At 71.3% G+C, this 13294-nt stretch carries 8 protein-coding genes; 5 read left to right on the plus strand and 3 right to left on the minus strand.

Annotated elements, in window-relative coordinates; all coding sequences use genetic code 11:
• Nucleotides 1-4 precede the first annotated feature (4 nt).
• A complete protein-coding gene (locus ACFYXC_RS24620) occupies nucleotides 5-2860 on the minus strand; it encodes a glycoside hydrolase family 3 C-terminal domain-containing protein (protein WP_389554055.1) in 2856 nt (951 codons plus the stop codon).
• A gap of 382 nt (nucleotides 2861-3242) precedes the next feature.
• Between ACFYXC_RS24620 and ACFYXC_RS24625 the strand changes: the two genes are divergently transcribed.
• The 5 genes from ACFYXC_RS24625 to ACFYXC_RS24645 all read left to right on the plus strand — a co-directional run bounded on the left by ACFYXC_RS24625 (nucleotide 3243) and on the right by ACFYXC_RS24645 (nucleotide 9959).
• Nucleotides 3243-4925: an extracellular solute-binding protein gene (locus tag ACFYXC_RS24625; protein ID WP_389554056.1), complete on the plus strand. Its 1683-nt coding sequence runs from the start codon at nucleotides 3243-3245 to the stop codon at nucleotides 4923-4925.
• A gap of 97 nt (nucleotides 4926-5022) precedes the next feature.
• On the plus strand, nucleotides 5023-5991 hold the full coding sequence (locus tag ACFYXC_RS24630) for an ABC transporter permease (RefSeq protein WP_388911513.1): 969 nt from the start codon (nucleotides 5023-5025) through the stop codon (nucleotides 5989-5991).
• Nucleotides 5988-6956: a carbohydrate ABC transporter permease gene (locus tag ACFYXC_RS24635; protein WP_389554057.1), complete on the plus strand. Its 969-nt coding sequence runs from the start codon at nucleotides 5988-5990 to the stop codon at nucleotides 6954-6956. The genes ACFYXC_RS24630 and ACFYXC_RS24635 overlap by 4 nt, the downstream gene beginning before the upstream one ends.
• 117 nt (nucleotides 6957-7073) lie before the next feature.
• A complete protein-coding gene (locus ACFYXC_RS24640; RefSeq protein WP_389554058.1) occupies nucleotides 7074-9062 on the plus strand; it encodes a beta-galactosidase in 1989 nt (662 codons plus the stop codon).
• 183 nt (nucleotides 9063-9245) lie between these two features.
• Entirely contained in the window at nucleotides 9246-9959 is a 714-nt protein-coding gene (locus ACFYXC_RS24645; protein ID WP_389554059.1) for a hypothetical protein, read from the plus strand.
• 75 nt (nucleotides 9960-10034) lie between these two features.
• Here ACFYXC_RS24645 and ACFYXC_RS24650 read toward each other — a convergent pair whose 3' ends face one another.
• Both ACFYXC_RS24650 and ACFYXC_RS24655 read right to left on the minus strand, forming a co-directional pair.
• Nucleotides 10035-12116, minus strand: a complete 2082-nt coding sequence (locus ACFYXC_RS24650; RefSeq protein ID WP_389554060.1) for a TIM-barrel domain-containing protein — start codon at nucleotides 12114-12116, stop codon at nucleotides 10035-10037.
• Nucleotides 12117-12266: 150 nt separating this feature from the next.
• Nucleotides 12267-13280 (minus strand): LacI family DNA-binding transcriptional regulator, encoded by a 1014-nt coding sequence (locus ACFYXC_RS24655; RefSeq protein ID WP_388911427.1) that lies wholly within the window; start codon nucleotides 13278-13280, stop codon nucleotides 12267-12269.
• Nucleotides 13281-13294: the final 14 nt, after the last annotated feature.

The raw sequence follows: 13294 nt of genomic DNA on the forward strand, positions 1-13294 counted from the left end.
CGGCTCAGCCGCCGAAGCCGATGTGCGCGAGGCGCAGCGGGCCGCGCAGTGTGACGTGGAGGTCGTGCACCTCGGCGGCCGGTGAACGGAGCGCGGCCGTGACGGTGGTGTAGGCGTACGGTCCCGCCGTGGGCCCGACGGCCAGGTGTGCGAGCGTCCGGCCGTCGCCCAGGGTGAGGTCGAGGCTCCCCCCGCCGGACACCTCGACCGTGACGGACCGGGCGCCCGCACCGAAGTCGCAGGCCCGGTAGGTCAGTTCGGCCGTGCCCTCGCCGGCCGCCGGGCCCGCCGGTGTCACCGCGTCGCCCGACAGTTTCGTACGGTCGACGATCTCGGCGTCCCGCTGCTCGTCGAAGTCGGCGGCGCGCAGGCCCTGTTCGAGGACCGGGCGGGGGGCGGCGGGTGTGCCGTCCAGCTCGACCGTCCCGCGCAGCCGGATGTCCTCGCTGGACGCGCCCACGAGGAACTCGTACGCACCGGGTTCCCGTCGCCAGGAACCGTGCGCGACGTCCCAGAACGCGAAGGCGGAGAGCGGCAGTTCGAAGGAGAGCCGGGCGGTCGCGCCCGGGGCGAGGCGGACGCGGCGGTGGGCCAGCAGCGCGCGGCGGGGGCGCGGGACGGACGGGGCCACCGGACGGCCGTAGAGCTGGGCCACCTCGTCGGCCGCCGTGCCGCCGCGGTGGGTGACGCTGAAGCCGACCCGCACGGAGTCCTCCCCTGCGTGCGCCGCGAAGTCCCCGTACTCGAAGGACGCGTACGACAGGCCGTGGCCGAACGGGAACAGCGGGGTGCCCTCGAAGTACAGGTACGTCTGGCGGCTGCCGATCACGTCGTAGTCGAGCAGGCCGGGCAGGTCGGCGTCCGAGGCGTACCAGGTCTGGGGCAGCCGGCCCGCCGGGGAGACGTCGCCGGCCAGGACGCGGGCGAGCGCGGTGCCCGCCGCCTGGCCGCCGTGGGCCGTCCAGAGGACGGCGGGGAGGTCCGTCGTGTCGATCGCGTAGGGGTACGAGGACGTGAGCATCAGGGCGGTGCGCGGGTTGGCGGCCCGGGCCGCGTCCAGCAGCCGTCGCTGGTGGGCGGGCAGGGCGAGGGTGCTGCGGTCCTGCGTCTCGCGGCCGTTGATGTGCGGGTCGTTGCCCGCGACCACGAGGACGACGTCCGCCGAGGCCGCCACGTGCGCCACCGCCGTCTCGCCGCGCTCCGTGATCTCCAGCTCGACGACCGCCGGGTTCTCGTCGGCAACCTTCACACCGCCGGCGGTGACAGAGACGTGTCGACCCGTGCCGAGGTGCTTCAGGAGGTGCTTGTCCCCATCGGAGTCATGCGGTTCCAGACGGAACGTCTCCTGGACGACCCAGCCGCCCGGCTGGTTTGCCGAGGCGCGGACGAAGCCGTCCTCGGCGACCGAGAGGTAGCGGCCGTCGGGAGCGCGGAGCGTGAGGACGCCCCCGCCCCAGTCGGCGAGGGCGAACGCGGTGCCGACGGCGTCGGTGGTCAGCGGCGGCAGGTCGGTCCGGCCCGCGAGAAGCGCCGGGTCCAGGGCGCCCCCGGCCCCGCGGACCTCGTCGCCCGCCCAGTCGGCCGGCGGCACGCTCAGATACGTACCGTCGGAGGTCCGCAGGCGTACGCGGTCCACGCCCTCGGCGAAGTCGACGCGGTCGGCGCCGAAGCGTTCGTAGAGGCCCTCCAGCGGTGTGGAGCGGTGGATGAGGGTGCCGCTGTACCAGTCGAGCTTGCACTCGTCGGCGAGGAGGCCGACCACCGCGATCCGGGCGCCCTCACGGGTGAGGGGCAGCAGACCGTCGTTCCTGAGCAGGACGACGGCCTGCTCCGCCGCCTCCAGGGCGAGAGCCCGGTGGGCCGGGGTGTCGAAGTCCGTGCAGTCGGCGTACGGGCCCTGGCCGGGATCGAACTCGCCCAGGCGGAAGCGGACCGCGAGCTGCCGGCGGACCGCCCTGTCGACGTCGGCCTCACCCAACAGGCCCTGCTCCAGAGCCCCTTGCACCCGGCGGATGATCGTCGAGCTGTCCGTGCCGTGGTCCGTGAAGCTGTCGACGCCGGCGAGCAGCGCCGCCGCCGTGGCCTCCTCGTGGGTGGCGAAGTAGTGCTCGGAGTCGACGAGGTTCGAGGGCGCGCCCGCGTCGGAGCAGACCAGCAGGTCCTGGTCCGTCCAGGCGCGCAGGTGCTCGGCCAGGTACGGCGACACGTGGTTGGGGCGGCCGTTGACCAGGTTGTACGCGGGCATCACACCGGCCACCGAGCCCGCCTCGACCGTCTCCCGGAAGGCCCGCAGGTCGTACTCGTGCAGCACGCGGGGCCGCACGGAGCTCGACGCGGTGGCCCGGTCCGTCTCGTTGTTGTGCGCGAGCCAGTGCTTGAGGACCGGGGCCGTGCGCCAGTGAGCGGGATGGTCGCCGCGCAGACCGCGGGTGTACGCGGTGGCGATCGCCGAGGTCAGCTTCGGGTCCTCCGAGTAGCCCTCCTCGTTGCGGCCCCACAGCGGGTGACGCAGGAGATTCACCGTGGGCGCCCAGACGTTGAGGCCGACGCGGTCGTCGCGGGAGCGCATCGCGCGGACCTCGGTGGAGACCGCCTCGCCCACCCGGCGGACCAGTTCCTCGTTCCAGGTCGCGCCCAGCCCGACGGCCTGCGGGAACACGGTCGCGGGCCCCATCCAGGCCACTCCGTGCAGGGCCTCCTGGCCGGTGCGGAACGCGTTGATGCCGAGCCGCTCCACCACGGGCCCGAACTGGTGCAGCATCGCCACCCGTTCGGCCGGGATGAGCCGCGTCAGAAGATCGTCGACGCGCTTCGCGAACGGCAGCTGCGAGTCGCGGAAAGGCGGCGTTTGTGCAGTCACGCGAGGATCCCTTTACGGAGGACGGGGGGAGACGGCGAAAAGCTTTCGAAGCGCTTCGATGCTGATTCGACTGATGGCCGGGTGTCAAGACACCTCGACGCAACAACTCCGAATCTCCTCTGCCGTCACAGGGATTGCAGGTGCCCGGTGCGGGCCACGGATCCGCCGGGGAATGTTTGGAATCGACTCTTGTGCACCCCCGGGCGTTCACTTAACCTCGCAGCGACATCGAAGCGCTTCGACTGTCTTCGAACTGTCGAAGACGCCGCTCCCACGTGCGCATGCCTCCGGGGTCCGCTTCGGCTCGGCCGGTTCCCTTCGGGACCGCAGCCGACGGCCGCACCGGCGGGTGTCCCGCTGTGCGCCATGAAGGGTTGACGCAATGACGCCGAACACCTCCGCCCCCGGCCCCGGCCGGAGAAGCTTCCTGGCCTCGACAGCGGTCGCCACTGCCGCGGTGGCCGGCGGTATGCCGCTGCTGGCCGCCTGCGGCGGCTCCGACGGCGGCTCGAAGGAGGGCACGACCTCGGGCAAGGACGCGAAGAAGATCCTTCCCGCCTTCGTGGCGCAGAACGCCGTGACGCCGGACATCCCGTCGAAGAACGGGTCCTCCGTGGGGTTCACCGGCAAGCTCGTCCAGGACGAGCTCAAGACCTCGGTGTCCGGGAAGCTCGGCAAGGGCAGCACCATCAGGATCATGTCGCCGTTCTGGGGCTCACCGCCGAAGGGCGACAACCCCTACTACAGGGCGATGAACGAGAAGATCGGCGCGAACGTCGTCTGGCAGAACCAGGACGGCAACACGTACGACGAGAAGCTGGGCGCGGTCCTCGCCTCCAGCGACATGCCGGACGTCGTGGTGATCCCCGGCTGGAACATGGGCGGCAAGATCCCCAGCGCGATCATCAGCAAGATGGCCGACCTCGGCCCGTACCTGTCCGGCGACAAGGTCAAGGACTACCCGAACCTCGCGGCCGTCCCGACCGACGCCTGGCAGCGCTCCATCTTCGGCGGCAGACTGCGCGGCCTGCCGATGCCCAGCTCGTACGTCCCCAACATCGTGCCCTACTACCGCAAGGACATCTTCGACGACAAGGGGTACGAACTCCCCACGTCCGCCGCCGGGTTCCTCGCCCTGGCCAAGGACATCACCGCCGCCAGGGCGAAGGTGTGGGCCTGCGACGACATGAAGTGGACCGCCTTCAACATCTTCGGGGTGCTGTCCGGCAGCGAGAAGCCGCTCGGCTGGAACCGCGTCGACGGCAAGCTGGTCTACCGCGTCGAGACCGACGAGTACCTCGAAGCGCTGGAGTGGACGCGGAAGCTGTACTCCGCGGGCGTCGTCCACCCGGACGCCAGGGCACAGAACCAGGGCGACGCGGGGCTGCGTTTCACCTCCGGCGAAGTCCTCTTCTTCAACAACGACATCTCCACCTGGTGGGGCAAGACGACGGAACAGGCCACCCAGAACAAGAAGTTCCGCATCGACGGCATGGACATCTTCGGCCATGACGGCGGGGACCCCACCCTGTGGGCCGGTTCCCCCGCGGGCATCTTCGCCTTCGTCAACAAGAAGGCGTCGAAGGCCGTGATCCGTGACGTGCTGGCCGCCGCGAACGTCACCTCCGCCCCGTACGGCACCGAGGAGTACATGCTCACCAACTACGGGGTCGAGGGCACGCACTACACGGTCGAGGACGGCACGCCCACCAAGAACGACAAGGGCAACCAGGAGGTCCTGAACGCCTTCGTGATGCTGGCGAGCCCCGCCTCGACGATCGCGCACCCCGACCGGCCCGACATCGCCAGGGCCCAGGTCGAATGGCAGCAGCGGATGGGCGCCTTCACCAGGAAGTCGTCGTTCTACGGGCTCCAGATCATCGAGCCGGCCCGCTACACCAACCTGTCGAACGACTTCGAGCAGCTGGAGGACGACGTCGTCCGCGGCCGCAAGAAGATCGGTGACATGCAGCAGGCGGTGTCGGAGTGGAAGAGCCAGGGCGGCGACGGACTGCGGGACTGGTACGCGAAGCTGCTGGACGACAGCGGCTCCGCGCAGGGGTGACGAGGTGGCCCACAGCACCACTTCGCGCTCCGCCGCACCGGCGGACGCAGAGGTGACCGACACGGGGGCGACCGGCACGAAGGCGTCCGACGCCGGGGTGACCAGGGCCGAGCGGAAGGCCCTGAGGAGGGCGGCGAACGGCGGCACCCTCAAGGTCCGCCTCAGGCGGGACCGCACGCTGGTCCTGATGACCCTGCCGGCCGTCCTGCTGGTCCTCGTCTTCAACTACATACCGATCCTGGGCAACGTCGTCGCCTTCCAGGAGTACGACCCGTACGTCAGCGACAACGGCTTCGTCGCGATCTTCCACAGCCCCTGGGTCGGCGTCGAGCAGTTCTCCCGGCTGTTCGAGGACTCGGCCTTCTGGGACGCCGTCCGCAACACCCTCGTCCTCTTCGCGCTGCAACTGCTGCTCTTCTTCCCCGTCCCGATCCTGCTCGCGCTGCTCATCAACAGCGTGATCCGGCCCCGGGTGCGGGCGGTGTCCCAGGCGATCCTCTACCTGCCGCACTTCTTCTCCTGGGTGCTGGTCATCACCGTCTTCCAGCAGATCTTCGGCGGTGCCGGCATCATCGCGCAGACCCTGCGCAGGCACGGCCACCAGGGCTTCGACCTCATGACCGACCCGGGGATCTTCAAGTTCCTGGTGACGGCGGAGGGCGTCTGGAAGGACGCCGGCTGGGGCGTCATCGTCTTCCTCGCGGCGCTGGCCTCCGTCAGCCCCGACCTGTACGAGGCATCGGCGATGGACGGGGCCGGGCGGTGGCGCCGCATGTGGCACGTCACGCTGCCCGCGCTGCGCCCGGTGATCGCCCTGCTCCTCGTGCTGCGCGTCGGGGACGCGCTCACGGTCGGCTTCGAACAGATCCTGTTGCAGCGGGACGCGGTGGGGCCGGGCGCGGCGGAGGTCCTCGACACCTACGTGTGGTGGAACGGCGTCCGCAACCAGGACTTCAGCTACGCGGCGGCAGCGGGCCTGATCAAGGGCGTGGTCAGTCTCGGCCTCGTCCTCGCCGCGAACAAGGTCGCCCATCTCATGGGCGAGCAGGGGGTGTACAAGAAATGAGTGCCACGACCGTGACGGCGTCCGGGCAGGACCCGGGTTCGGCCGGCCGGGACCCGCGGCGGCCCGGCCGCTGGGCGGCCCCGCCGAGACCCGCCTGGGAGGAGGCGCCCGGCGGCGCCGGGCTCGCGGGCAAGGGCATCGTGCTGGTCGTCGCCTGCCTGGCCGTCCTGTTCCCGCTGTGGATCGTCGTCGTCACCAGCCTCTCGACGAAGCAGACCATCAGCGAGGCCGGCGGGCTGGTGGTGATCCCCCGCGGCGTCACCTTCATCGCCTACCAGGAGCTGCTGAGCGGCGGCCAGGTCACCCGGGCCACCGTCGTCAGCCTGGGCGTCACCCTCGTCGGCACGGTGTTCTCGATGACGGTGTCCGTCCTGTCCGCGTACGGGCTCTCGCGCATCGGGTCGGTCGGGCACCGCTGGTTCCTGATGCTGCTGCTCGCGACGATGTTCTTCGGCGCCGGTCTCATCCCCACGTACCTGCTGGTGCAGTCGCTGGGGCTGACTGACACGTACCTGGCGCTGATCCTGCCCAGCGCGGTCAGTGTCTTCAACATCCTGGTGCTGCGCGCGTTCTTCATGGGCATCTCGCGGGAGCTGACCGACAGCGCGCGGATCGACGGGGCGGGGGACTGGCGGATCCTGTGGCAGATCGTGCTCCCGCTCTCGCGGGCCGTCATCGCGGTGATCACGCTGTTCTACGCCGTCGGGTACTGGAGCGCGTGGTTCAACGCCTCGATCTATCTGAGCGACCAGGACATGATGCCGCTGCAGAACGTCATGATCCAGCTCGTGCAGAAGCAGGAACCTCCGGTGGGGCTGGGGCAGGCCATCAGGGCGGGCGAGCTGTCCGCGCTCGCCGTGCAGATGGCGGTGATGGTGCTGGCGCTGCTGCCGGTCGCGTTCCTGTCCCCCTTCGTCCAGAAGCACTTCAAGAAGGGGATGTTGACCGGCGCGGTCAAGGGGTGAGCCCGTGCCTTCGGCGCCGACCGGCGCAGGCCGTCTGCCGGCTGCGGGTTCCTCGTGGCCGGCCGCGCAGTTCCCCGCGCCCCTGACGGGGCGCCCCCCGACGGAACGAGGTGTGTCATGAGCGCGACCGGTGGGGACGGGCGGCCCGGGCTGGCCGATGCCACCCGCGGCCGGATCCTCTTCGGGGGTGACTACAACCCCGAGCAGTGGCCCGGGGAGACCTGGCACGAGGACGTACGCCTCATGCGGGAGGCCGGCGTCAACTCCGTCACCCTCGGGGTCTTCTCCTGGGCGAAGCTCGAACCCCGCCCGGGTGTGCGGGAGTTCGGTTGGCTGGACCGGCTGATGGAGCTCGTGCACGAGAACGGCATCGGGGTCGTCCTCGCCACACCGACCTCCTCGCCCCCGCCCTGGATGGGCCGGCTCCACCCGGACACACTGCCCCGCGACGAGGACGGCCGCACCGAGTGGTGGGGCGGCCGGCAGCACTTCTCGCACTCCAGCGCCACCTACCGCCGCTACGCCGCCGCCATCACCGAGGACCTGGCCGCCCGCTACGGAAGCCACCCCGCGCTCACGATGTGGCACATCAACAACGAGTACTGCACCTACGACTGGGGCGACGAGGCGGCCGGCACCTTCCGCCGCTGGCTCCAGGACAGGTACGGCACACTCGACGCGCTCAACACGGCCTGGGGCACCGCCTTCTGGAGCCAGGGCTACGGCGACTGGCAGGAGATCCTGCCGCCCCGCCACGCCCACTACCTGAACAACCCCACCCAGGTGCTCGACTTCAAGCGCTACACGTCCGACATGCTCCTGGAGTGTTACGCCGCCGAACGGGACATCGTCCGGCGGCACTCCCCGGGCATCCCCGTGACCACCAACTTCATGCCGCTGTGGGCGGGCCAGGACGCCTGGACGTGGGCGCGGCAGGAGGACGTCGTCTCCGTCGACCTCTACCCGGACCCGCGCGACCCCTTCGGCGCACAGGACGGCGCGCTCGTCCAGGACCTGACCCGCTCCCAGGCCCGCGGGCCGTGGATGCTGATGGAGCAGGCCGCGGGTCCCGTGAACTGGCGTGGCGTGAACCACCCCAAACCGCGCGGCCTCAACCGGCTCTGGTCCCTCCAGGCCGTCGCCCGGGGAGCGGACGCCGTCTGCTACTTCCAGTGGCGGCAGTCCCGGCAGGGCGCGGAGAAGTTCCACTCGGGCATGGTCGGCCACGCGGGGGAGCAGGGCCGCACGTACCAGGAGGTGCGACAGCTCGGCGCCGAACTCGCGCGCATCGGAGCGGAGGTGACCGGCCGCCACTCGTCCGCCGAGGTGGCCGTCCTCCACGAGTGGAACGCCTGGTGGGCGGGGGCACAGGACGGCCGGCCCTCCCGCGAGGTCGACCTCCCGCGGGTCCTGCGGGCCTGGCACCGCGCCCTGTGGGAGTCCCACGTCACCACGGACTTCGCGCACCCCGAGCACGACCTGTCCGGGTACCGGCTGGTCGTCGTGCCGCAGCTCTACCTGCTCACCGACACCGCGATCGACGGCCTCGTCGCGTACGTACGGGGCGGGGGCACCCTGGTCTGCGGCTTCCTCACCGGGATCGCGGACGAGGACGACCGGGTGCGGCCCGGCGGCATGGACGCGCGGCTGCGGGAGCTCTTCGGCATCCGCGTCCTGCACGAGTGGTGGCCGCTCGATCCCGGCGAGCACACCGAGTGCGAGGGCTTCCGCGGCACGCTGTGGTCGGAGGAGATCGAGGCCGGGGACGCCGAGACGCATTCCCGCTACAAGGGCGGCGAACTCGACGGACTGCCCGCCGTGCTGCGCAGGGAGCGCGCCTGGTATGTGTCCACCCTGCCCGAACCCGACGCGCTGCGCGCGCTGCTGGCGGGCGTCGCCGCGGAGGCCGGGGTGCGCCCGGTGCTCGACGGGCTGCCCGCGCGGGTCGAGGCCGTACGCCGGGGCGACCTGCTCTTCGTCCTCAACCACGGACGTGAACCGGTCACGGTGGCGGTGCCCGGGACGTACCGGGACCTGCTCGGGGGCCGGCCGGTGACGGACTCGCTCGAACTGGGCCGGTACGGGGTGGCGGTGCTCGCTCCATGAGCGTCGGCACCGGTGCCGACGGCACCCCTCGCCCGGCCGGCCGGAACCCCGGCCCACCACTCCCTCCGGAGCGCGGCGGCACTCCCCCGCGCGCCGGAGAGGGCCGCGGCCTCACCCCGGGGCCGCGGCGGACGCACCGCACATCCACCCCCCCCACATCCCCCCACCCATGGAAGGGACACCATGGCAACACGCTTGATGAACAGGGTCACCAAGGCCCTGCTGGCCCCCACGCTCGCCCTCGGCGCCACCGTCGGCCTGGCCTCCGCCCCCGCCTCCGCCGCGGTCTGGAACACCTGCGACCAGTGGGGCAACACGACCCTGAACGGCTACACGCTCTACAACAACATCTGGGGCTCCGGCGCCGGCAGCCAGTGCGTCTGGGCCAACTCCGGCACCAACTGGGGCGTCTGGGCCAACCACCCCGGCACCGGCGGCATCAAGTCGTACCCCAACTCCAAGAAGGTGATCAACAAGCCGATCACCGCGATCGGCTCGCTGTCCAGCAGCTACGACGTCACGGTCCCGTCGGGCGGCGCGTACAACACCTCGTACGACATCTGGGACACCGACTACGACTACGAGATCATGCTCTGGGTCAACTACAACGGGGCCGTCGGTCCGCTCGGCACCGCACAGGGCAACGTCACCCTCGGCGGCCACACCTGGTCCGTCTACAAGGGCAGCAACGGGGCCAACGAGGTCTTCTCGTTCCTGCGCACCTCGGACTCGAACTCCGGCACCGTCGGCATCCTGCCGATCCTGAAGTGGATCAAGGACACCAAGGGCTGGATGGGCAACGAGACCATCGGCGACGTCCAGTTCGGCTACGAGATCACGTCCTCGTCCGGTGGTCTGGACTTCGTCACCAACAACCTGACCGTCAGCAGCAGTTGAGCCACCCGCGGCGCAGGTGACCGTGCGGCCGGCCCCCTCCGGGGAGCCGGCCGCACCGGCGTCGTGCCCCGGCGGCTACTCCACCACGGGCAGCCGCGCGTCGTCCCGCAGGAACAGCGGGATGCGGTCCAGCGGGGCGTCGACGGTCACGGCCGCGCCGCCGCGGTACGACTCGCCGGTCCACGCGTCCGTCCACCGCGCGCCCGCCGGGAGGTACGCCGTACGGACCGTCGCCCCCGCCGTGAGCACCGGCGCGACCAGCAGGTCCCGGCCGAAGAGGTACGCGTCGTCCACCGACCAGGCCGCCTGGTCCTCGGGGAACTCCAGGAACAGCGGCCGCATCACCGGCAGCCCCTCCTCGTGGGCCTCACGCATCACCGCCAGCACGTACGGCTTCAGACGCTCACGCAGGTGGAGGTACTTCTCCAGGATCGGCCCGGCCACCTCACCGTACGACCACACCTCGTTCGGGCCGCCCGTCATCTCCGGACCGAGCGGGGTGCCCGGGTCGCGGAAACCGTGCAGCCGCATCAGCGGGGACAGCGCGCCGAACTGGAACCAGCGGATCATCACCTCGCGGTACGCCGGATCGTCCGGGTCGCCGCCGTGGAAGCCGCCGATGTCGGTGTTCCACCAGGGGATGCCGGACAGCGAGGTGTTCAGGCCCGCCGCTATCTGGCGGCGCAGGGTCGCGAAGTCGGTGCCGATGTCGCCGGACCACAGCGCGGCGCCGTAGCGCTGACTGCCCGCCCACGCCGAGCGGTTGAGGGTGACGACCTCGGTCTCGCCGGCCGCCAGCATGCCCTCGTGAAAGGCGCGGGCGTTCTCGCGCGGATACATGTTGCCCACTTCGAGGCCGGGGCCCGCCCAGTAACGCAGGTTCTCCTGGAAGCCAGGCTTCAGCTCCGGCTCGCAGGCGTCCAGCCAGAAGGACGTGATCCCGTACGGCTCCAGGTAGTTGTCCTTGATCTTCGACCAGAGGAACGCGCGGGCCCCGGGGTTCGTCGCGTCGTAGAAGGCGACCTGGACGGTGGAGGCGACCTCCTTGTCCGGCCAGTCGGCGTGCGCCATGGGGCCGTACTGCGTGCCGATGAACCAGCCGCGCTGCTCCATGAGCCGGTGGTTCTCGGAGAGCGGGGAGACGGACGGCCAGACGGACACGACGAGCTTGATGCCGAGCTCCGTGAGCTCCCGCTGCATCGCCGCCGGGTCCGGCCACTCCGCGGGGTCGAACTTCCAGTCGCCCAGGTGCGTCCAGTGGAAGAAGTCGCAGACGATGACGTCGATGGGCAGGCCGCGGCGCCTGTACTCCCGGGCCACAGAGAGGAGTTCCTCCTGGGTGCGGTAGCGCAGCTTGCACTGCCAGAAGCCGGCCGCCCACTCGGGCAGCATCGGCGTACGGCCGGTCACCGCGCTGTACCGGCGCTGCGCGTCGGCCGGCCGACCCGCCGTGATCCAGTAGTCGATCTGCCGCGCCGAGTCCGCCACCCAGCGCGTGCCGTTGCCCGCGAGCTCGACGCGGCCGATCGCCGGGCTGTTCCACAGGAAGGTGTAGCCGCGGCTGGACGTGAGGACCGGGACGCTCGCCTCGGCGTTGCGCTGCACCAGGTCGAGGACGGCGCCCTTCTGGTCGAGCAGGCCGTGCTGGTGCTGCCCCAGGCCGTACAGCTTCTCGCCCTCGTACGCCGCGAAGCGCTGCTCCAGCCGGTGGTACCCGTTGCCGACGGAGGTGTGCAGACGCGGGCCCGGCCACCAGAAGTGGGCGCGTTCCTCGGCGAGGAGTTCGCTCCCGTCGTCGGTGCGGACGAAGCGGACCAGCCCCTCGGTGTCGATCTCCACGGTCAGCGCGCCGACGGTCAGCAGGCCCCGCCCGCCCTCGATCTTGAGGGTGGTGGCGCCGGCGGCGGGCGGCTCGTCGAGCACGGCCGCGGGCAGGCCCTCCAGGACGGGCCCGCCGAGCCTGGCCCTCACCCGGATGGCGTCCGGGCCCCACGGCTCGACGCGTACGGTCTCCTGGCGGCCGCTCCACTCCAGCGCGCCGCCGCGCTCGCGGAACGTGCCGACGGTGGGGGAGGACTGGGCGAGACCGGCGGAACCGGAGCCGGACTGTCCCGGCTGTCCGGTCGGCCCGGGCTGGATCTCGGCAGGCTGATTCATACGGGGTGCTCCTGGAGGAAGGAGTGGCGACAGGACCCGACGGCATACGTGCGGGGCGGTGCCGGTCGGTGCGGTGCGGTGTGGTGCTCGGCGGTGCGGCCGGTCGGGGAGCGGCCGGCGCCCGGGTACGGGCGGCCCGGGTACGGCCGGTCAGGGGGTGGCCGGGGCCGGGCCCGTGCTCGCCCGGACCGTCAGCTCGGGCGCGATGAGGACGACCTCGTCCTCGCCGCGCCCCGCTAGCTTGGCGATCAGGTGCTCCACCGCGTTGCGGCCCATCTCCTGGGCGGGGATGGCGACCGAGGTCAGCCGCACCGACGCCTGGACGGCGACCTGGTCCGGGCAGATCGCGATCACCGACACGTCCTCGGGCACGGCCCGGCCCTGCCGGCGCAGCAGCGCGAGCAGCGGCTCGACCGCGGACTCGTTCTGCACGACGAAGCCGGTGGTGCCGGGGCGCTCGTCGAAGACCCGCGCCAGGGTCAGGGACATGGCGTCGAAGCCGCCCTCGCACGGGCGGTGCAGCACCCGCAGGCCGAGCTCGCGCGAGCGGGTCCTGAGTCCGTCGAGCGTGCGCTCGGCGAACCCCGTGTGCCGCTCGTACACCGCCGGTGCCTCACCGATGACAGCGATGTCACGGTGTCCGAGCGTCGCGAGGTGTTCGGCGCACAGGGCACCCGTCGCACCGAAGTCCAGGTCCACGCAGGTCAGGCCGCTGGTGTCGGCGGGGAGCCCGATGAGGACGGACGGCTGCTCGGTGTCCCGCAGCAGCGGCAGCCGTTCGTCGTCCAGCTCGACGTCCATCAGGATCATCGCGTCGGCGAGCCCGCTGCCGGTGACCCGGCGCACGGCGTCGGGGCCCTCCTCGCCGGTGAGCAGCAGCACGTCGTACCCGTGGGCGCGCGCGGACGTCGTCACCGCGATGGCGATCTCCATCATCACGGGTACGTACATGTCCGTGCGGAGCGGGATCATCAGCGCGATGATGTTGGAGCGGTTGCTGGCCAGCGCCCGCGCTCCCGCGTTCGGGTGGTACCCGAGCACCTGGATGCTCTGTTCGACCCGCTCCCTGGTGCCCGCGGAGATGGACCGCTTGCCGCTGAGGACGTAGCTCACCGTGCTCGCCGAGACTCCGGCGTGCTGGGCGACCTCGGCGAGGGTGACCATCCGCTCTCCAAGCT

Origin of the sequence: Streptomyces sp. NPDC002701 (genome assembly GCF_042889045.1) — a bacterium.
Taxonomy (GTDB): Bacteria; Actinomycetota; Actinomycetes; order Streptomycetales; family Streptomycetaceae; genus Streptomyces.

Coding starts and splice junctions, on each gene's coding strand:
- ACFYXC_RS24645 (WP_389554059.1), top strand. CDS start 9,246: ATGGCAACACGCTTGATGAACAGGGTCACCAAGGCCCTGCTGGCCCCC.
- ACFYXC_RS24625 (WP_389554056.1), top strand. CDS start 3,243: ATGACGCCGAACACCTCCGCCCCCGGCCCCGGCCGGAGAAGCTTCCTG.
- ACFYXC_RS24635 (WP_389554057.1), top strand. CDS start 5,988: ATGAGTGCCACGACCGTGACGGCGTCCGGGCAGGACCCGGGTTCGGCC.
- ACFYXC_RS24640 (WP_389554058.1), top strand. CDS start 7,074: ATGAGCGCGACCGGTGGGGACGGGCGGCCCGGGCTGGCCGATGCCACC.
- ACFYXC_RS24655 (WP_388911427.1), bottom strand. CDS start 13,280: ATGGTCACCCTCGCCGAGGTCGCCCAGCACGCCGGAGTCTCGGCGAGC.
- ACFYXC_RS24650 (WP_389554060.1), bottom strand. CDS start 12,116: ATGAATCAGCCTGCCGAGATCCAGCCCGGGCCGACCGGACAGCCGGGA.